General features: G+C 46.5%; 11 protein-coding genes, 6 tRNA genes and 1 pseudogene. 4 read left to right on the top strand and 14 right to left on the bottom strand.

Annotated features, from left to right (window positions below):
- Positions 1–56 precede the first annotated feature (56 nt).
- The 4 genes and pseudogenes from K331_RS29235 to K331_RS29230 form a co-directional block, all read left to right on the top strand.
- A pseudogene (locus tag K331_RS29235) lies at positions 57–302 on the top strand (nuclear transport factor 2 family protein); the annotation flags it as partial.
- 649 nt (positions 303–951) lie between these two features.
- Positions 952–2,862 (top strand): carbohydrate-binding protein, encoded by a 1,911-nt coding sequence (locus tag K331_RS0109810; protein ID WP_028590165.1) that lies wholly within the window; start codon positions 952–954, stop codon positions 2,860–2,862.
- 43 nt (positions 2,863–2,905) lie between these two features.
- A complete protein-coding gene (locus tag K331_RS0109805; protein WP_028590164.1) occupies positions 2,906–4,957 on the top strand; it encodes a beta-xylosidase family glycoside hydrolase in 2,052 nt (683 codons plus the stop codon).
- Positions 4,958–5,191: 234 nt separating this feature from the next.
- Positions 5,192–5,872: an SDR family NAD(P)-dependent oxidoreductase gene (locus tag K331_RS29230; RefSeq protein ID WP_084165428.1), complete on the top strand. Its 681-nt coding sequence runs from the start codon at positions 5,192–5,194 to the stop codon at positions 5,870–5,872.
- Positions 5,873–6,098: 226 nt separating this feature from the next.
- On the opposite strand, the gene glmS is transcribed toward K331_RS29230, so the two are convergent.
- From glmS to K331_RS0109730, 14 genes are all read right to left on the bottom strand, one after another.
- Entirely contained in the window at positions 6,099–7,931 is a 1,833-nt protein-coding gene (glmS, locus tag K331_RS0109795) for a glutamine--fructose-6-phosphate transaminase (isomerizing) (protein ID WP_028590163.1), read from the bottom strand.
- A gap of 214 nt (positions 7,932–8,145) precedes the next feature.
- Entirely contained in the window at positions 8,146–8,292 is a 147-nt protein-coding gene (locus K331_RS31850) for a hypothetical protein (protein WP_156897635.1), read from the bottom strand.
- A 254-nt stretch (positions 8,293–8,546) separates the two neighbouring features.
- A complete protein-coding gene (gene glmM, locus K331_RS0109790) occupies positions 8,547–9,887 on the bottom strand; it encodes a phosphoglucosamine mutase (protein ID WP_028590162.1) in 1,341 nt (446 codons plus the stop codon).
- Positions 9,888–9,941: 54 nt separating this feature from the next.
- Positions 9,942–11,387: a CdaR family protein gene (locus tag K331_RS0109785; protein WP_028590161.1), complete on the bottom strand. Its 1,446-nt coding sequence runs from the start codon at positions 11,385–11,387 to the stop codon at positions 9,942–9,944.
- Positions 11,384–12,217 (bottom strand): diadenylate cyclase CdaA, encoded by an 834-nt coding sequence (cdaA, locus tag K331_RS0109780; RefSeq protein WP_018887940.1) that lies wholly within the window; start codon positions 12,215–12,217, stop codon positions 11,384–11,386. Before cdaA ends, K331_RS0109785 begins: the two co-directional genes overlap by 4 nt.
- Before the next feature lie 222 nt (positions 12,218–12,439).
- Positions 12,440–13,060 (bottom strand): zf-HC2 domain-containing protein, encoded by a 621-nt coding sequence (locus tag K331_RS0109775; RefSeq protein ID WP_018887941.1) that lies wholly within the window; start codon positions 13,058–13,060, stop codon positions 12,440–12,442.
- 179 nt (positions 13,061–13,239) lie between these two features.
- Positions 13,240–13,806: an RNA polymerase sigma factor SigW gene (gene sigW, locus K331_RS0109770; protein WP_025681218.1), complete on the bottom strand. Its 567-nt coding sequence runs from the start codon at positions 13,804–13,806 to the stop codon at positions 13,240–13,242.
- A gap of 170 nt (positions 13,807–13,976) precedes the next feature.
- Entirely contained in the window at positions 13,977–16,769 is a 2,793-nt protein-coding gene (gene ppc, locus K331_RS0109765) for a phosphoenolpyruvate carboxylase (RefSeq protein WP_028590160.1), read from the bottom strand.
- 553 nt (positions 16,770–17,322) lie between these two features.
- Positions 17,323–17,393, bottom strand: a tRNA-Gly gene (locus K331_RS0109760).
- 10 nt (positions 17,394–17,403) lie between these two features.
- Positions 17,404–17,477: transfer RNA gene (locus tag K331_RS0109750), tRNA-Pro, on the bottom strand.
- A 141-nt stretch (positions 17,478–17,618) separates the two neighbouring features.
- A tRNA-Arg gene (locus tag K331_RS0109745) sits at positions 17,619–17,695 on the bottom strand.
- 5 nt (positions 17,696–17,700) lie between these two features.
- Positions 17,701–17,775, bottom strand: a tRNA-Gly gene (locus K331_RS0109740).
- 8 nt (positions 17,776–17,783) lie between these two features.
- A tRNA-Leu gene (locus K331_RS0109735) sits at positions 17,784–17,864 on the bottom strand.
- Between the two features lie 13 nt (positions 17,865–17,877).
- A tRNA-Lys gene (locus K331_RS0109730) sits at positions 17,878–17,953 on the bottom strand.
- Positions 17,954–17,966 lie beyond the last annotated feature (13 nt).

The raw sequence follows: 17,966 nt of genomic DNA, 5'->3' as shown, positions 1-17,966 counted from the left end.
ACCCTTATTTATGAGGTGAATTATGCTGAGCAATCTGGAAATGGTCAAAAGCACTCATTTTCCATAACGTTTTTTCGCGGCTAGGCAGTGAATGGGATAATTATATGGCGAAGCCAAAGGAATTCTACGAGGACGAAAATACCATCATCGTCGTCGGTGTCTACTCCGGCACCTATAAGCTGACAGGCAAATTTTTCGAGGCAGACTTTGTGCATATTTGGCGGGTCGAGAACGGAAAAATTGTACGCTTCAAGCAGTACGTCGATAGTCATTTGGTCCAAGCTTCCATGCTGTCCAAGTGAGCAGACTCCCACACAGCAGGATCTATTCCCATCGCGGATGTAGAGCCTGCTTTTGTATGTTTTTTTCACGAAAAAAGGAATATATGTAGTGCCATATCCGAATGCAAGCTGATACGATTTCGTGTCAAAACATGAAAACATAGCTCTGGTTTACCCGTAAATGGCCTCAATTCACAAATGAATATATTGTAATTCATGATACAAAATGGTATTATTACGCCAATAAAACCCATTTACACCCAAACAATTACATATTATTTCATTTTTTCCGCTATTCATTTAACTCTGATTGCGCTTCATTCTCTTAGAACACACTCATTTTTCTTTTACAATCAGCTGTTCAACTCCTCTCCACTGCTGTACATTTCTGCTCGTGGCATGACTCACTACATAGTTTCAACGCTCACGCACAGACTTCATAGAACGCCATGAGACTTCACAGAAAGCCATGAGACTTCATAGAACGCCTTGGGCTATACGATGCTTGCAGATTCATGAAAGCGATTCCATTTCTATTTTGTTAAATACATGCATGAGGATTTACATGTCATTTTTTATCCTGGGTTCAGGTCCAGTGCTACCTAACAGCAATGAAATCATGTTGGGCTGCCTGGCATATAACCATATAAAAAACATGGAGGTTATTAAGATGATCAAAAGATGTCTGGCTTCATTTCTAACATTGGCTTTATTGTTCGCTGTCTTCCCCACACTGTATGCCGATGCTGCTAATCAGCCATTAGCCAAGCTCCCTGGCAACTCCAATCCGCTTATGGACCATAAGCTGGGGGCTGACCCCTACGCCCTCGTGCACGACGGAAGAGTCTATATTTACATGTCCAGTGATACGTATGTGTATAACAATAACGGCTCCATTAAAGATAACGACTTCAGTGCATTGGACCGTATTCAGGTCATCTCCTCCGCAGACATGGTGAACTGGACAGATCATGGTGCCATCCCTGTCGCTGGTGCCAACAACAAAAATAATGGCAAAGGTATCGCCAAATGGGCAGCCAACTCTTGGGCGCCAGCCATAGCTCATAAAAAGGTTAACGGGAAGGACAAGTTCTTCCTGTACTTCGCTAATGGTGGAGCTGGTATTGGTGTTCTGACAGCAGACACCCCGATCGGACCTTGGACAGATCCCCTTGGTCGAGCTCTTCTGACACATAGTACGCCTGGAATGGCTGGTGTTACCTGGCTGTTTGACCCCGCCGTGCTGGTGGACGATGATGGCACAGGATATTTATACAGTGGCGGCGGAATTCCGAACACATCCGACCCGGCTTCCATTGCGAATCCAAAGACCGCCAGAGTTATCAAATTGGGGGCAGACATGATAAGCGTTATTGGAAGCGCTGCCACTATTGATGCCCCTTATCTATTCGAGGATTCTGGTATGCATAAATATAATGGGAAGTACTATTATTCGTACTGCATTAATTTTGCTGGCACGCACCCGCCCCAATATCCTGCAGGCGAGATTGGCTATATGGTCAGCGACAGTCCCATGGGGCCCTTCACCTATAAGGGACATTTTCTGAAAAATCCATATACCTTCTTCGGTGTGGGTGGCAACAATCACCATGCTGTATTCAATTTTAAAAATGAGTGGTATGTCGTGTACCATGCCCAGACCGTTAGCAAGGCGCAAATCGGGGCTGGAATGGGCTACCGCTCTCCGCACATCAACAAGCTGGTCCACAATTCAGATGGGAGTATTGCCGAAGTTCAGGGCAATTTGACAGGAATTGCTCAGCTCTCCAATCTGAATCCTTACACCCGCGTCGAAGCCGAGACCATTGCGTGGCAGGCAGGTGTGACGACGGAGCCAACACATGCCAGTGGTGGTCCAATCAGTAATCTGAATGTGACCAACATACACAATGGGGACTGGATTGCCGTCGGCAAGGCTGATTTTGGCTCGACGGGGGCAAAGTCCTTCAAGGCCAATGTCGCCGCGAATGTCGGCGGTAACATTGAAATACGACTCGACAGTGAGTCTGGACCTTTGGTCGGTACACTGAATGTTCCTTCCACCGGAGGCATGCAAGCCTGGAAAGAGTTAGAGACTACCGTTAACAATGCAACTGGGGTTCGTAATGTCTATCTCGTGTTCACCGGCGCCGGCAGCAATCCACTCTTCAATCTGGACGCCTGGCAATTCACGTCTAATTCGGGCGGCAGCAATACCGCAACGCGGGTTGAGGCGGAAAATATGAATATCGGCGGGACTTATGCAGGCAAGATTAGTAGTCCTTTTGAAGGTGTTGCCTTATATGCCAACCAAGATTATGCGTCATATACCCAATTCTTTGCTAACTCTACCCATCAGATATCGGTACGTGGAGCTTCAAGTAATGCAGCTACGGCCAAAGTGGACCTGATCATTGGTGGAGCTACTGTAGGTTCGTTCTATTTTACAGGCACAACGCCGACCATTCAGACCCTATCCAATATTACTCACCTCACAGGAGACCAGGAGGTCAAGCTTACCCTGACATCCGATGACGGGACCTGGGACGCCTACGTTGACTATATTGAGTTTTCGCTATAGGTCATTCTCATAGAAGCTCTAGAATTGGTCAGGAGGCACTAATATGTTAAAGAAAGCAGGGCTGCTGTTCATGATCCTTCCACTCCTCATGGTCATGTTTCCAATGGGTAATCTATCGTCAGCTGCATCCTTCAACAATCCAGTAATTTATGCAGATGTTCCAGATAATGATGTCATTCGGGTAGGGGACACCTATTATATGACCAGCACAACCATGCACATGAACCCTGGTGTTCCGATCATGAAATCATATGATCTCGTCAACTGGGAGATTGTCAATTACGTGTATGATACTTACGCCGATCAAGCTTCTCACAATCTGCAAAATGGTCAGAATGAATATGGGAGAGGTTCATGGGCAAGTAGCCTTCGGTACCATGATGGAATATACTACGTTGCTTTTGGTTCTCTTTCTACTGGCAAGACCTATGTTTACCAGACACGTAACATTGAAGAGGGTCCCTGGACCTCGAACGTGCTGAGCAGCTATTACCATGATGCTTCATTGCTATTTGATAATGGACACGTATATCTTGTCTATGGTAGTGACCAGATCAGTATCGTAGAGCTGACCCCGGATGCTACAGCTATTAAATCTGGCGGCCTGAAGCAGGTCATCATACCCAATGCCAGCCAGGTCGCGGGCTCTAACCTGATCTTGAAGGCAGAAGGAGCTCATATACAAAAAATCAACGGCAAATACTATATTTTCCTGATTGCTTGGCCCACTGGCGAGGGAAGAGTTCAAATATGCTATCGTGCTGATAGCCTGACTGGCCCTTATACGGGAAAAGTTGTCCTTAAGGATTCAGGAATCGCACAGGGCGGGATTGTCGACACCGTATCAGGCTCCTGGTACGGCATGCTCTTCAGGGACAGTGGTGCCATAGGACGTATTCCTTACCTCGTCCCAGTCACCTGGACCGATCAATGGCCAGTATTTGGTGTGAATGGTAAGGTACCGCTGACGATGGAGCTTCCTGCACAAGGTCATCCACTGAAGAAAATCTATGGATCTGACGATTTCTCCGCTGCAACCACAGCAGAGCAGCTGATTGTCAATGGAGGATTTGAGAATAATGACACAAGCCCCTGGGAACGTAATAACACAGCGATCATCGACAAGACTCAAGCCGAGAAATTCAGTGGGAATCAGAGCCTGTTCATCAGTGGTAGGCGGCAGACTGCTGCCGGTCCAAAGCAGGAATTGACTGGCAAGCTGCAACCAGGTGAGGTCTATCAGTTCTCAGCGAAGGTCAAATATCTGACAGGACCGGTTACCAAGCCCTTTCAACTGAGTATCCAGCACGGCCCCAGCTATACTGGCATTTCCATTATGGGCAGTGCTACGTTAACCAAGGGACAATGGGGAACCATTCAAGGAACCTATACCCTTCCTGCTCAGGCTGACCTTTCGCAAAGCTTTATTTTCGTGGAGACTCCCTATCAAGCATCACCTGATTCCGCGAATGATTTAATGGACTTCTATCTCGACGATGTCTCACTCACAAGTACTGCTACTGCAGAAGCCTCCTCCGGCCTGGCGAAATTCTGGCAGTGGAATCATAATCCGGATCCGGCCAACTGGTCGCTTACGCAGCGCCCTGGCTTCCTGCGACTTACGACAGGATCGCTTAGTACAAGTATTCTCAATGCCAGAAATACGCTCACACAAAGAACATTTGGACCTCGAAGCACCGGAATCATCGCGATGGAGACAGAGGGAATGAAAGATGGAGATTATGCCGGGCTGGCAGCCTTTCAAGACAAATATGGGTTTGTGGGTGTGAAGAAGACAGGTTCCTCCACATCCATTGTCATGGTCAATGCAAGCTCAGGAGCCATGACGGAAGTGGCCAATATTCCCGTTACCCAGAATCGTGTATACTTCAAGGTGTTATGTGACTTTACCAATCAGACAGACAAGGCCTATTTTTATTACAGTCTTGACGGAACCCAATGGACCCCAATTGGAAACACATTGCAAATGTCGTACACGTTGCCTCATTTTATGGGCTACCGGTTCGCCTTATTCCATTACGCCACACGCCAGACTGGTGGATTCGTTGACTTTGATTATTTTCATATCCAATAGCCCCATTGTTGGGTTCATGCAATAAGGCTTAAATAGTGGATTTAAAAGCATTGAAAAAGATCGGTTTGGGATCAAGTACGAATGAGCCTAAACCGATCTTTATTGGGCTATCAAGCCTTGTACGAATTATTCGCTTCAATTGAATTAAATTGCATCAATACAAAGTTAAATGAAATTAGGTGCAATAATTCCTAGTCTCCTGAAAAAGAAACGGAATTTACCAAGGTCAAGAATATTTTTGTCACCCATCTCGACGTTGAAATCAAAGAATCCATCCATAATGCGATTGAACAAGGGATCACGAAATTCGGGAATATTGATGTGATTGTAAATAATGCAGGTTACGGTTCATTTGGAATCTTTGAAGCTGCAACAGAAGAACAAATCCAAAGACAGTTTAAAGTCAATGTTTTTGGCTCGATGCAGGTAATAAAATCGATCCTGCCTCACTTCAGAAAGAATCATCAGGGACTTATTATCAACATTAGCTCCGGGGGAGGAAGACTCGCACTTCTGTTGTTTTCTCTTTATAATGCTTCCAAATTTGCCCTAAATGGACTTACGGAAGCTCTAATGTACGAGTTAGCACCACTCAATATTCGGGTAAAGATCGTAGAGCCGGGATGCACTAATACCGATTTTGCAGGTAGGTCTATGGATCTGCTGCAGGGTACCGAATTGACGAATTATAGTGAAATCGAGCAAAAAATCGGATCAGTGTACCAAAGCTTGTTTGACCCTCAACAAGTCGATTCCCCGAATCTTGTTGCCGAATTGATTTACAAGGCGGCAACCGATCCATCTAGCCAATTGAGATACCACACTGGCGAAGACTTAATGAAGGCACGTGAGGAACTCAACGAAGATGAATTTATTAGCAATATGGCAATAAGCTTCGGTATTGATATTCCATAATATTGCAGCAAAAATTTATCAGTCTTATACTCCATTTTATCAGTCTACAACTTTATTTTCCGAGTCTAGCCCTATCTTCTTCAAACACTCAATTGATATTGTTTGATTTATGAGTAATTCCTTTGGTCGTTTTGAAACTCAAAAAAGCCCCGAAAAACAAATTCGGGGCGTATTATTGTGCAATTTGTAACTGGACAACACAACCAATGTCAGCTTGAAACGTCCCTTATTCCACTGTTACACTCTTCGCAAGGTTACGTGGTTTATCCACGTCATGACCCAGAGCAAGAGCTGCATAGTATGCCAGCAACTGCAAGGACACGACAGAGACGGCAGCAGACAGAATTGGCAATGTCTGCGGAATCGCGAACACTTGGTCTACCGATTTCATTAGCTCAGCTGCATGCTCTTCGTAAGTAATCGCAAGTACGTCACCACCACGAGCTTTAACTTCCTTAATATTGCTGACCGTCTTCTCCATTACGGATTCTTGGGTTACCAGTGCAATGACTGGGATTCCATCCTCGATCAGTGCCAGCGTTCCGTGCTTCAGCTCACCTGCCGCATAGGCTTCGGAGTGAATGTAGGAGATCTCCTTGAGCTTCAGGGAACCTTCCTGTACTACAGCATAGTCTTGACCACGTCCGATGAAGAACAGGTGCTCATGCTTGGAGATTTGCTCCGCGTAGGCTTTGATTGCATCTGCTTGCTTCAGCATGCTCTCGACTTGCTCAGGCAGAGCTTCCATTGCTGCCAGCACTTCACTAGCCTCTTCCTTGGTTACTGTACCACGAACTTGACCTAGGTACAGGCCCAGCAGATAGAACGCAATCAGCTGTGAGGAGTACGCTTTGGTGGAGGCTACAGCGATCTCTGGTCCTGCGAGTGTCACCAATACATCATCTGCATCACGAGCAATGGAGCTACCTACGACGTTGGTAACAGCCAATACATGAGCACCATTAGCCTGTGCTTCTCTCAAGGCAGCCAGCGTATCAGCAGTTTCGCCAGATTGGCTGACTACAATCACGAGCGTCTCTGGTGTAATGATTGGCGAGCGATAGCGATACTCGGAAGCCACATCATTTTCCGCTGGAATACGTGCAAATTTCTCAATCACTGTACGTCCGATCAGGCCAGCATTGTATGCTGTACCACAAGCTACGATGTGAATGTTGCGAATGTTCTTGATCTGCTCATCCGTAAGCTTCAATTCTGGAAGCACTACTTGATGATTCTTGTGATCAATCCGTCCCAGCATCGTATCACGATAAGCCTTCGGCTGCTCGTGGATTTCCTTCAGCATGAAATGCTCAAAGCCGCCTTTTTCTGCAGTGACTGCATCCCAATCGACACGAATCATTTCCCGAGAAATAAAGTTCCCTTCAATCGTCAGCAGTTCGACAGCATCCTTAGTCAGAACAGCCATCTCTCCATCTTCCAAAATAAATACATTGCGAGTATATTTCAGAATCGCTGGAATGTCAGACCCGATGAAGTTCTCCCCTTCACCAACACCGATAACCAGTGGGCTCGCTTGACGAACTGCTACCAATTTATCCGGCTCATGCTCAGTCAATACACCCAATGCAAATGCACCACGCATATAAGTGATCGCCTTTTGCACAGCTTTAACAATATCGCCCTCATACTCACGTGCAATCAGATGCGATACGATCTCTGTATCCGTCTCCGATACGAACACATGACCTTCAGCCATCAGTTCTTCCTTCAGCTCCAGATAGTTCTCGATAATCCCGTTGTGGACGACTGAGAATTTCTGGCTCTCATCCGTATGCGGATGGGAGTTCACATCAGAAGGCTTACCGTGAGTAGCCCAGCGTGTATGGCCGATACCTGCATAACCAACCAATGGAGCATCCTCCAGCTTCGCTTCCAGGTTGGCCAGACGACCCTTAGCCTTTGATACTTGCAAACCTTTATCTGTAAAAACAGCAATACCAGCAGAATCGTATCCACGGTACTCCAGCTTCTTAAGACCATCAATCAGGACATCCTGCGTATTCTGATTACCAATATATCCAACAATACCACACATGTTCGTTTCCTCCGTTCGTCATTTCATCTGACAGGACAACAGAAGGAAACGCATGCGGTACATGCCGAAATGTGTACAATTATGAAGTTATCCTATATGAGACATACAATTACGCATCACTAAAACAACAGGCTTCACGAATGCTACGCATTTCTACTGTACCGCATACCTTCTTCTGATGCTGTACATCCATGAAATGAACTGTTCAAGTATATTATGGTTCACCAACCGGCTTGTTGTGTGGACAGTCACCCATCCATTTTCCAAGCATCGGTTCACGGTCTGGTGATACAACCGGGAGGTCCCCGCCGAATATTTCGAACACCCCCACCTCGTCAGCTTGCAGCAGCCGTCCATGCAAATAAGCTCCCTAGAAGCTGTATCAACATGTTCCCCGCGCATGAGCAAGCTCTGGCGCTTAAGTGGTTATACCTTACGATCCTCACTTTCTTCCTCAAAGTAAAATGCACTCAATCATTATATGCACTCAGCTACAATTTTGCAATGAGCTTCTGTAACGAATACCCGTAACATGAACTGTCGAAACGGCTTGAACCGTTCAACAGCCCACATTACAGCATATGTTAGCTAGTCACCAAAGGTCACCGATTTTTTCTAAACCAGTTCATTTTTCACGACCTCAGCAATCTCATCGACATATTTCTCCAGCTCTGCCTTGTCGGGTCCTTCAGCCATAACGCGAATCAGCGATTCTGTTCCCGATGGTCTTACAAGCACACGACCATTGCTACCAAGCTCCTGCTCAACTTTCTCAATCGCAGCTGCAATGGCAACATTACCTGGATAATTGCTCTTGTCCTGTACACGCACATTTACGAGCACCTGTGGATACTGCGTCATCAGCGACTTCAGCTCACTCAGCTTTTTGCCAGTAGCCTTCATCGTATCAATCAGTTGAATTCCTGTCAGGATCCCGTCACCAGTCGTGTTATAGTCGAGGAAAATGACATGACCTGATTGCTCACCGCCCAGATTATACCCGCCACGGCGCATTTCCTCCATCACATATCTGTCCCCCACCGCAGTCTTAGCCGTCTGAATGCCGAGCTGCTCGGTAGCTTTATAGAAACCAATGTTACTCATGACCGTCGTTACGATGGTAGAATCCTTCAGCTTGCCAGCACGGTTCATGGCATCTCCGCAAATACAAAGGATGAAGTCACCATCTACCTCTGCCCCATTCTCATCGATTGCAATCAGACGGTCCGCATCTCCGTCAAAGGCAAGACCAATATCTGCCTTGTGCTGGAGCACAGCTTCCTTCAATTGTTCTGGATGGGTAGAACCGCAATGATCATTGATATTCAGACCGTTAGGCTCCGCGCCAATCGCAATTACCTCCGCTCCAAGCTCCTCGAATAGCTTAGGTGCAAGCTCATAAGCCGCTCCATTAGCACAATCAAGAACAACCTTAAGTCCTTCAAAAGACTGGCTAATTGTTGTCTTCAGATAGTCCAGATATTTGTAACGTGCTTCATTATCAACACGCAGGGCACCAAGTGCACCACCAATCGGGCGAGGAAGCGTATCCTCTTCCGCATCCATCAGCTCCTCGATCTTCAGTTCGGTCTCATCTGTCAGCTTGAAGCCGTCTCCCCCGAAAAACTTAATGCCATTATCCTCAACGGGATTATGAGAAGCCGAGATCATGACCCCCGCATCAGCCTGGAGCAATCGCGTAAGATAAGCTACTCCTGGTGTCGATACGATGCCTAGTCGAACAACATTAGCTCCGATGGACAAAAGCCCAGCAACGAGCGCAGACTCCAACATCAGGCCGGAGATCCGTGTATCCATACCGATAACTACGGTAGGCTTCTCTACATTACCTGCAAGGACACATCCTCCACACCGACCGATGCTATATGCCATCTCTGCGGTTAATTCTTTATTGGCAACTCCACGGACACCGTCTGTACCAAAATATTTCCCCATTACTTCATGACTCCCCTATCATATAGTCTTTGTTGTATGTTCTCTGTAGTCGCCCTAAGGCTGGCTATTGTTATTATCTTGGGAACTATCATCATTGGATGTCTCTGGACTAGACTCCCCTGTATTTCCAGCTTGGTCTGTAGTAGAAGGTGTAGCTTCACTATTTCCTTGTACAGGCTGATTATTCTCTGCATCAGGCGAAGCTTCTGGTGCTGTCTGTTCTGGCGTATTTGCCGGCACAGAAGCCTCCTGAACATTAACTGTGACCATCAGCGGCTGACTGCCTTCAGGTCTTGTAATGTACCTTGGAAGTGTAATCTGTACAGGAATTGAATGATCACCAGCCTGAAGCCCGGTAACATCCGCCACTAGCATGATATCATCATTCGTAAGATTATTCACCAAATTCTCAGGACCACTTACCTCGATATTCAGGCTTCGGCTCTGGGGTTCAGTAATCGAAGCGGCTTCTGCACTAGCTGCTCCCTGAAGGGTCACGGGTATGTCTGTCATAGTCCGCCTGATATCCTGGACTTCTCCAAAAGGTGCTACGGTAACTTGTAGCTCCACCGATTCTGGAGTAATACGCTCTGCACCCTCAGGCTTCGTCAATGCAACCTGCACCCCTGTCGTCCCCTGTGCCTCAAGCTTGCTCAAGTCAAGTGTAGCATGAATGCTCCCTTGAACCTTGCTGAGATAATCCGGCGTACCATAGACAGCAGCCTCAGTCACACTGGGATTTACATCGGAGAGCACAAGACCCTCTGGCAATTCGCCAGTGTAGCTCACTTTGATAGGTAAGGACTTGTAGCCCTGACTGATCGGTACAACAACAGAAGCAGTGTCTGGCTCAAGGACTGCACCCTCGATCTCTTTACCATTCTTGTCATATGCCTTGAGCTTCACCTTTCGGTTCTCTATATTGCTTGACGCTTTGCTCACATCCACAAATCCCTGCACACTTGCCACGGTCTCCATCCTGCTAGTAGGCAAGGTCACATTGACGGTAGTCGGATCTGCCACCCCTGCTCCAACATGCATCCCTTCTGCTGCCTCTCCGGTAGGAGTTATCTTGACGTTGAATGCCTTTGTCTGCTTCTGCTCGACCGTTACAGTAATCATAGAAGGCTCCATAGATACAACTTCCACGCCGAATGGAACGTCTGGCTTCATTAGAGGCAGAGTCTCTGTGCCTTCCTGCATGTGGCTGAGATCTACACTTACGTTATAATCATCACCGAAAAATGAGGTCAGGGCAGAACGCTGTCCTCTCACCTGGATACGAACACGATCCGTATTCATCCCGGTCAACTCATAACGTGAATCATCAAGACCAATCGTCTGAATCTTCACATTATCAATAGTTCGCGTCCCGTAAGATGTCGTCAGAGAAGGTGCTGTCGTACCGCTATCCAGATGAACCATCGCCCATAGCAGTATACTTACTGCAAGTGCCAGAATTTTGGCTACTGTATTATTGTTGAACCATTTCTCCATCATGCCTGATTGCCGCCTCCTCCCCGCTTCCAGAAAGAGCCACGCTTTTCTTTTAGAACTGCAGCCGGACGCAGCTCTTCATATAATTTAGAGATTAAGGATTCTTCTTTTATATCACGGACAACCTGTCCATTCATGGCAAGTGAAATATGTCCAGTCTCTTCAGATACCACGATGGCTACCGCATCAGCAACCTCACTGACACCAATAGCTGCCCGATGCCGAGTACCTAGCTCCTTGCTGATAAAAGGATTCTCAGATAACGGCAAATAGCAGGCGGCGGCTGCAATCTGATTATTCTGTACGATGACCGCCCCATCATGAAGAGGTGTATTCGGAATAAAAATATTAATGAGCAGCTCGGAGCTAATCAAGGATTGCATCTTAATCCCTGATTCGGTGTATTCATTTAGCCCTGTCTGCCGCTCGAACACGAGCAGAGCACCAATTTTTCGACGTGATAAATAATTTACGGCTTTAATAATTTCGCCTATAAACTTGTTAAGCTCCTCATCCTCCATCGGACTCCGGCCAAACAGCTTGCCACGACCAAGCTGCTCAAGACCCCTACGAAGCTCAGGCTGGAAGATGATAAAGATGGCCAGTACACCAAAGGTGAACATCTGATTCATCAGCCATTTTAGCGTGAACAGATCGAACCAGGTACTTAGCGCCCAGATCACGACCAGCACCAATATCCCCTTGAGCAATTGCACCGCCCGTGTACCACGGACTAGCAAGATAATCTGATAAATAATATAGGTTACAATCAAAATATCGATTAAATCCTTAATGGATTCCTGCCACGTCATATTCGCAAAGTAATCCAGCATGCGCATGCCCCCGCATTTCTATAAATAGTGGGTTATCCCCAATTCACATATGTATATATTGTGGATTGTGTATCTAGGTTATAACGTTACAAGCCATGTTGCAAGTCATGTCTCTGCTTCATAGCCGAATACGTCTTTTCTGAGAATATTTGGTACCTTTTTTTGCGAAAAGAAGCGCCCGTCCACCAGAACAGGCGCTTCCCTCAATTATACTATAACTTCTTAACGATATGCTACTTCTGTGAAGATATCAGATACCTTGTACCATACCCAATCCAGCGCTTGATCTATACTTTTGATCTCACCTGAGATGTGGGCCGTAGAAGCCTTGAAATACGAACCGTCAATAACTGTCAAATTCCCTTGAACTTCTCCGTATACTTCTGCCTCGCCATTCTCCACCGTAAGGTTCCCAGCTATGGAGGTGCCCTCGGGCACAATGACCTTATGGCCCTGAATGATCACGTTCTCGGGGTTATCTCCCTTGACCCGGACAATTAATTGATCTCCTTGTCCCCATGAATTCAAGCCGCTGGATACAATGACAACCAGAAACAAAGCAGCCGCAGTTAGTGCCGGATGCCTCTTGATCCATCGGACCCAAGTCCGTTGCTGCTTCTGCTGTGGCATGACCTTCAAAATCTGCTCTGTCAATGCATCCGATACGGGAGGCAGGGAATCACGAGTTCCAAACAGCAGCATTTCAGTCCGCTCCAGCTCTCCAAAACGTATACGACAATCCTCACACGAGCGCAAATGCTCTTGCAATTCTAGTCCTTCTTGCTTCGGCAGCTCATGATCCAAGTAATCATGCATCCAAGAAATGGCCTGTTTGCATTCCATATGAGCCAGTCCTTTCCTTTCAATTAACTCCTGCGGTACTGTGATGTCAGCATGCTGCCTCTATTCAACCTAAGCTTAATCTGCAACATCTCAGCACGAAAACACAGCTACTCAACATACCATACGCTTGGCAGACGGATATGTTTCAAAAAAATCCGAGCTATTGTATGGCTATAAATTTACAGCTTATGTTCCAGTTTTTTACGCAAATACTCACGTCCGCGATGTACCCTTGTCTTGATGGTTGTCACCGGAAGGTCCACGACCTCACTGATTTCTTGCAATGACATGTCCTGAAGATAGCGAAGCACCATCACTGTCTTGTATTTAGGTGGTAGCGTAGCTATCGCGTCACGAATAATGGTCTGTGTCTCCAGCAATAGTGTCTCACCCTCAGGTGTACGATCATCGCTGGGCAGCATAGCATAGCCATCTGACCCCTCTTGATCATTCAGCTCAGCATCCAGTGAATATGTAGGCTTTCTTCTTCGCAGCCGATCTATACATAGATTGGTAGCGATCCGGTAAATCCAGGTAGAGAACTTCTGATTATGATCATATTTCTCCAGATTCCTGTATACTCGCAGAAAAGTCTCCTGAACCATATCCTCTGCCTCATGCCGATTATTCAGCATCCGGTACGTCAAATGAAATATTTTATCCTTATACAGTTCTACAAGCTCAGCAAAGGCCCTCTGATCTCCTTTAAGGACCAGGTTGACTAAGCGGCTCTCCAAATAATCCACCATATATTCCCCCAGACTTGCTGATGGGTTCTCGAATTTCTACAACTATTAAAGATATGTTATCTGAAGTGAAAAAGCAAGGATTTTCCTCTTCAAAAGCTCAAAAAAATGCAGTATGCACAAAACAAAACCGGGAGCCTTGCGGCGCCCGATTTGAATAGTTCTTGGCATCAGCCTGTATTTCTTAATCCAGCAGCAATTCCGTTGATGGTAAGCAGCACCTCGCGCAGCAATTCTGCATCGTCTTCATTCTGATCACGAAGGCTACGCAGCTCGCTGAGAAGCTGTACCTGCAGATAGCTTAGTGGATCAACATACGGATTACGTAAACGAATGGACTCCTGTATCACAGGTACATTGTCCAGAATTTCCCGTTGGCCTGTGATCTTAAGAATCAGAGATGAGGTGAGCTTGAACTCCTCCTCAATCAAGCCGTATATGCGCTGGCTGGCTTCCTCATTCTGCGCCATTCCAGCATATTCCTTTGCAATGATCAGATCTGCTTTGGCAATTGCCATTTGCAGCGTATCAATCAATGTACGGAAGAATGGGAAGTCCTGATACATCTGCTGCAGGACAGCCATATTTTCTTCCTTATCCTGATAGAAGCTCTGCAATCCTGTTCCAGCAGCATACCAGGCTGGCAGCAAGTAGCGGCTTTGGGTCCAAGCGAATACCCACGGGATTGCTCGCAAGTCCTCAAAGCGGTCACTGTTCTTACGCTTGGAAGGGCGAGAACCAATGTTCAGCTCACCGACCTCAGGCAACGGTGTAGACTCTTTGAAGAAGGTGAAGAAGTCAGGGTCACGGAAGATCAAGTCTTGATATTTGTGTAAGGACACTTCCGAAATATGCTTAACGATTTCCTCCCATCGCTCCTCCAAATGCTCCTCTTTGCCAGTACGGCGATACATCGAAGCTGTCAGCAATGCTGATGTCGCCTGCTCCAGGCTCCGATATGCAATACCTTTCAAGGAGTAACGGGAGGATAACACCTCACCCTGTTCTGTAATCTTGATACCTCCACCGATTGTGTGTGGTGGCTGGGCCAGAATACTGCGGTTCAGAGGCATGCCTCCACGACCTAGCGCCCCTCCACGTCCATGGAAGAATTTGAGCCTCACACCGAATTCATTCCCTACGTTGGTAATCTCATTCATCGCTACACGTAGCTCATAGTTGGCAGTTACTGCTCCGCCATCCTTATTACTGTCAGAGTAGCCGAGCATGATTTCCTGGAGATCATGCATCGCAGCTACGGACTCACGATATACCGGTAGCCCAAGTACTTTACGCATAATCGCTGGCGCTGCATGTAGATCTTCAATCGTCTCGAACAAAGGTACCGATTGCAGTGTACACACGACGGAACCATCCTTTTCCTTACGGAAAAGTCCCGCTTCCTTCGCCAGTACCATAACCTCCAGGATATCACTTGCCCCTTGGCTCATACTGATCAGATAACTGGTAATGCATTGCTGACCATATTCCTTCTGAGCCTTATTAATCGTTCTATATACATTGAGACACTCTTCTGTTGCATCACTATAATTCAAGTACGGAGAAGTGATTGGGCGAGGATCGTTCATGAGTCGTTCCAGCAGATCAATCTTCTCGTCCTCTGTCAGCTTGCCGTAATTTGGAGCGATGTTCATCTTGGCCAAAATCTCCGTCATGGCATTCTCATGCTCTTGGCTATGCTGCCGGATATCCAGGGTTGCCGTGTGGAAGCCGAACAGCTCCACTTGTCTGATCATCTTCTGTACATAAGTATCGGCTACATAGTCGGCAAAATGGTGACGCAGACTGGAGTCAATAATCTTCAGATCAGCAATAAGCTCCTCAGCACTGTTGTATGCCTCGGATGTTCCCCGCTTGCTTTCGTCCATTACGTTGTTAACTTTGGCAATCATATACGCCAGCTTAATGCGATAAGGCTCTTTCTCATTGTGCCAAATTTCCAAACGTTTGAGCGTAACATTATTGCGATCCTCCTCGATGGAGGTGATAAGCTCATCGGAGACAGTTACAATGCTGGTACTGAAGCTAAGATAGCCCATTAGGTCAACCAAGATCCGCTGGTATTCCCGAACTGCCAGCTTACGGTGCATACGCAGGGTATTCCAGGTAACGTCAGCCGTTACGGATGGATTGCCATCCCGGTCTCCACCAATCCATGAACCAAAACGAAGATAAGTTGGAATGTGCCATTGCGATTCTGGATAGTATTTCTTAAGACACCGCTCCAGCTCCTGATATACATCAGGTAGAACATGGAACAGAGTCTCATGGAAAAAGTACATTCCATTACGCACTTCATCCAGTACAGTTGGCTTGCGATCTCGAAGCTCATCCGTCTGCCAAAGTGTACTAACCTCATTTAATAGGTTTTCCCGTGTCTGCTCGCGTTCTCTGAATGTCAATGTAGGATTATCGAGCAGCATGACATCCTCGGATATTCGCTTATGAATATCCAGAATTGCTCTCCGCATGGCTTCTGTCGGATGAGCGGTCATTACCAGCTCTAGGGAAAGCTCCTCCAGCATGTCACGCACATCCTGGGCAGTGAAGCCATTCTCTTGAAGCTCTCGCACAGAGCTCTCGATAGAGCCTGGCTGCGGCTCTTCACCAACAGAGCGCTCATAGTCCCTTTTTCTACGGATGCGATGGTTTTGTTCTGCAATATTCACCAATTGAAAATAAATAGCAAACGCACGAATGATCTGATGCCGAGTATCAGGCTCCAGATTACTGATCATGGCTTTAAAATCCTGGAATAACTCAGGTAGAAATTCCGCACGCAAGGATTTGCTCGTTTCTCTGATCTTCTCTACGGTCTCCAGCAGCTCATTGCCGCCTTGGTGTACTAGTACCTCTCCGAGAATGTTTCCTAAAAAACGAACGTCTCGCCGCAATGAATTGTTCGATTGATTTTTGTTTGCGGTTAACGTAAGCTCAGTCATGCTTTTCCTCCCATCTCATCCGCTTCCATAAGTACGAAATTGACACTTTCTTAACATCATACAATAAAAGCACCTGAAAAGCTTCAATTTTAAGCTAGAAAAATTCATAAATCAGCCTTACTTTTTTTGTAAAAATGTGATTTTTCTACATCTCCTCGAATTTGTCCAAAGTATGACACTGAGTGTAGCACTCTTTAGCACAATAAATCAATACCTTATTACAGTAATAGTGTGAAATATGGGTTGGGGCATCTATTTGTTAAGATCAGTGTGACTGAAATACAAGCAAATATTCCCTAGTAGAGGAAGGATTCAATGAATAGTTGCAAGGGCAAGGGGCGAAGTGATGGTCACATCAGTTAGTAACAACAACAGGAACAGACATGGGTAGGATGAGTCATATGTACAGATTAAATTCACGAGAAGCTTCAATTCCACCCAACATATCATAATAAAGTTGGCTTGCACATGTTACTCGTGATTCCACGTCATTATGAATATTAGAAATAGATAATAAAAAAAGAGCCTTTAGGCTCAACTGTTACATCATAAAAGCGGGTGATGGGAATCGAACCCACGCTACCAGCTTGGAAGGCTGGAGTTCTACCATTGAACTACACCCGCACATATAAGATCGGGACGACACGATTTGAACATGCGACCCCCTGGTCCCAAACCAGGTGCTCTACCAAGCTGAGCTACGTCCCGATATTGAATAAATATGGCGTCCCCTGAGAGATACCGACAACATGCGTCGGACTGCGAAGTTAAGCTAACGAGGCTTAGCTCCGACGAACTCATTCGTTCGAATTCAGCTCAGTGAACTTTGCAGCTACTGTAAGTAGCTTATGGCGTCCCCTGAGAGATTCGAACTCCCGACCTTTTGATTCGTAGTCAAACGCTCTATCCAGCTGAGCTAAGGGGACTTATTTGGAGCGGACGACGGGAATCGAACCCGCGACCCTCGCCTTGGCAAGGCGATGCTCTACCGCTGAGCCACGTCCGCAAAACCTATGCGCGTGGAGGGACTTGAACCCCCACGTCAAAGACGCTAGATCCTAAGTCTAGTGCGTCTGCCAATTCCGCCACACGCGCATATGATACATTATGGTGAGCCATGAAGGACTCGAACCTTCGACACCCTGATTAAAAGTCAGGTGCTCTACCAACTGAGCTAATGGCTCTCATTAAGAGAGT

It is taken from the genome of Paenibacillus massiliensis subsp. panacisoli DSM 21345 (genome assembly GCF_000426545.1).
Lineage (GTDB): Bacteria > Bacillota > Bacilli > Paenibacillales > Paenibacillaceae > Paenibacillus > Paenibacillus panacisoli.
Note: the sequence above shows the minus strand (reverse complement) of the source record. Positions and strands in the feature narration are given on the sequence as shown.